At 46.5% G+C, this 3,438-nt stretch carries 3 protein-coding genes; all 3 read right to left on the reverse strand.

Annotation, left to right across the window (positions count from 1 at the left end; genetic code table 11):
* Positions 1 to 542: indolepyruvate ferredoxin oxidoreductase subunit beta (iorB, locus tag BP621_RS14800; RefSeq protein ID WP_292391323.1), on the reverse strand; the 542-nt coding region annotated here is incomplete at its 3' end.
* On the reverse strand, positions 539 to 2,347 hold the full coding sequence (gene iorA, locus BP621_RS14805; RefSeq protein ID WP_292391324.1) for an indolepyruvate ferredoxin oxidoreductase subunit alpha: 1,809 nt from the start codon (positions 2,345 to 2,347) through the stop codon (positions 539 to 541). The genes iorB and iorA, both read right to left, overlap by 4 nt.
* Before the next feature lie 377 nt (positions 2,348 to 2,724).
* On the reverse strand, positions 2,725 to 3,438 hold a 714-nt coding region (locus BP621_RS14810), incomplete at its 5' end, for an ATP-binding protein (RefSeq protein WP_292391325.1).

Raw genomic sequence — 3,438 nt, forward strand, 5'->3', positions numbered from 1 at the left:
GTTTTCTGTGGCACAAGGGCTTTAACACTCTCAAGCAGAGTTTCTTTCGGAATCGGTAGATAGCTTGAGACTGCCCCTACCATCACGACATTCATTGCAAGTCTGTTCCCAGCCTCAAAAGCCAGCTCATCAGCATTAAAGGCTTTGACTATATATTTTTCAGAAAGAAAATCAAGAATGTCCGACACTTCCGGATATTTCGTCAGGCCTGAGGTAACAGTTACAGGAATTATGGGCTGCGTATTTACTATAATAATTCCGCCGTCCTTCAGGAAATCCAGATACCTAACTGCTTCCATGGGCTCAAGAGCAAGCAGAAGGTCTGCACCTTTTTTGGGGATCATGGACCCGTAATCTTTCCCGACCCGGATATGGTTTACAACCGAACCTCCGCGCTGGGCCATGCCGTGGGTTTCCGCAGCCCTGATAGGCAGTCCTGCAGTAACTGCAGCTTTTCCTATAATATCCGAGGCAAGAATTGCACCCTGTCCCCCTACTCCTGTAATAAGGAGGTCGAGTTTCTTTTGTTCAGCCTGGCTCATCGCTTCACCTCCTGAATAGCATCAAACTTGCAGATCTGGGCGCAGACCCCGCACCCGCTGCAAAGAGCCGTAATCACAGCACGTTTATTTTCCTCGTCAAATCCAATTGCAGGACAGCCGAACTTCACACACTGCTTGCAGCCTTCGCATTTTTCAGAGTCAATGATATACGGGGTTCGACGTATACCTGCTCTTTTCCCTGAAATCACGCAGGGCTGCCTTGTAATAACCACGGCTACGCCTTCAAATTCCTTTGCTGCCTTAAAAGCTTCCTGAGTCTCCTCAAGCCTGTAAGGATCGACAACCGATACAAATCCAGCACCCATTGCTTTGCAGAGTACTTCAAGTGAGACCTGTATGGTTGGCTCTCCTGTTGCCGTATAGCCGACTCCCGGATTTGGCTGGTGCCCGGTCATGGCTGTAATACGGTTGTCCAGAATAGTAACTGTGATGTTTGCTTTATTAACAATCGCATTCAGAAGAGAGTTCATGCCAGAATGAAAAAAGGTTGAATCTCCTATGGAACAGCAGATTGGTCGCTTTTCCCCTGCATGGTAAAGCCCCGAGGCAATGCTGATGCTTGAGCCCATGCAGAGTGTGGTCTCAACCGTCCCGCTCTGGATCCCGAGGGTGTAACAGCCGATGTCGCTGGGGTAAATCGCATCCTTTCCAAAAACCTTTTTCATTGAGTAAAAGGTTGCTCTGTGAGAGCAGCCTGCACAGAGAGCAGGTGGGCGAAGAGCAAGCTCAAGAGCCGCACCCGAAGGTTCGGGTTCGATCTCAAACTCAAGGTCAAAGGTTTTCCGAAGAGTTTCCATGAAAGCGCTTACATCCAGTTCCCCTTCCCTAGGCACAAAACCGTTAGTTTTCCCAAGCACCGAAACCTCAATTCCGGCTTCCTGTGCAATCATCTTTACCTGTTCTTCCACGATAGGCTCAAGTTCCTCGAACACAAGAACAGTATCCACGTTTTCAAGCAGCTCGAGAATGAGCTTTCTTGGAACAGGATAAGCTCCAATTTTAAGGTAAGAAACTTCAAGTCCAAGCTCCACAAGGGCTTCTTTTGCATACACTGAGGCAATGCCTGCCCCTATTACTCCAAATTTTGCATCGGGTTTTATCTCAAGGGAATTCCAAGGGGATTCGGCAAGTGCATCCTCGATAGGTTGCTGAATAGATAGGAGATGGGTATGGCGTGGGCGGGCGTTCTTCGGAAGCATGACCCAACGGTCTAGAAGTTTTTCAAAATTAGGAGCTGGCTTTTCTACGGGAATCTCTCCAAGTTCGATATCGGATTTTCCATGCGAAATCCGGGTTGTAGGCCTGAAGATTACAGGAACTTCGAACTTTTCGGAAAATTCAAAAGCATAGGGCAGCATATCCTTTGCTTCCTGGGGGGTTGAGGGATCAAAGCAGGGCACAAGGGCAAACTGGGCATAAAGTCGTGTATCCTGCTCATTCTGGGAGGAGTGGCACGACGGGTCATCAGCAACGATTGCAATCAGGCCGCCCTTAGTCCCTGCATACGCAAGAGTCATAAAAGGGTCGGCTGCAACATTTAGCCCGACATGCTTCATCGTCACTACAGAACGGACACCTGCCCAGGCAGCTCCAACTGCAACTTCCATTGCAACCTTTTCATTAACCGACCATTCTACATGGTAATCCCGGTTTTCTCGGGCTGCAAGCGTATCTATAATCTCCGAAGACGGAGTTCCTGGATAGCCTGCAAGAACCTGAACTCCGCCTTCAAGAAGCCCACGGGCAATTGCTACGTTTCCAAGCATGTACTCACGCATTGTCATAATTATTGTCTCCAGTGTTTAGACAGGAAAAATACCGTTATAAAAATACTGTTATAATAACAGATTAAATATATTCTTATTGATCCGTATTTGCAAATCTAGATGATCTACTCGATTGGTGATAGCAAATCTGAAGTTCAATAAAGACAGTTCAGTAAACCATACCTACTATCTGAAACCAGGTAAAACTTTTGCATTATTCAAATAACACGATCAATAATATACTTTCTGATAAGTGCCGTGAAGTTTCTCTCTTGAACGATCAGTTAGCCTGCAGGAAAGAGAAACGATGAAAGTTTACAGTTTTTGAGAGAACACAAAAATAGGTTTAAGAGTTGGTAAAAGTTCGCTCACTACCCAGCTCATGAATAAACAATTTAACTTTTCCCCAGGAAGTGTGCAAGCTTTTTGATTTCATCCAGTTCGAAGTCAAGTTCTTCGCCTTTAAGGGACGCTTTAAAAATTTCTCTTCTCTCTGGTATTTCAGCCACGACATTCACGCAATTTACCGACGCTAGCATCTCTTCTCTTATATCCGGTTCAACTTTATTAAGCACAAAATAAACCTTGCACCCGCACTGGGCGCCAAATTCATGAAATTTCTTCGAAAGCTTGAGGGACTCATAGGAGGGGTCGACAACCACCAGAATCAGGTCAAAATCCTTATCAACTCCACGCCCGAAATGTTCGGTGCCGGCTTCAGTATCTACGATTACGATATCATTCTTTCCAAGGCTAAGATTTTCAAGAAACTCCCTTGTCAGGACCCCCATTGGACATGCGCAGCCTTCACCGAAATCATGAATTTTGCCAACCGCCATCAGCCTGACTCCATCCTTCTCTTCCACAAATTCCGGCGGGAGGTCGGAAAAACTCCACCTGCTTTTAAAAAACTGAGACTTCGGTTGCGTTGGCTGCCCTTCAGTGCCTCCATTGGCTGCAAGTCCCCAGAATTGGTTTGTTTTCGGAGCGGCCCTTTGTTTTTCTTTAAAGCTTTTTTTTCCTCCAAAGTACTCCATAAGATCCTTTGGAGCCGCCATCCCTAGCTGGCTGTGCAGCCCGTAATTTGACTCGTCAATGTCAAGTACAAG

The organism is Methanosarcina sp. UBA5 (assembly GCF_002505485.1).
GTDB lineage: Archaea > Halobacteriota > Methanosarcinia > Methanosarcinales > Methanosarcinaceae > Methanosarcina.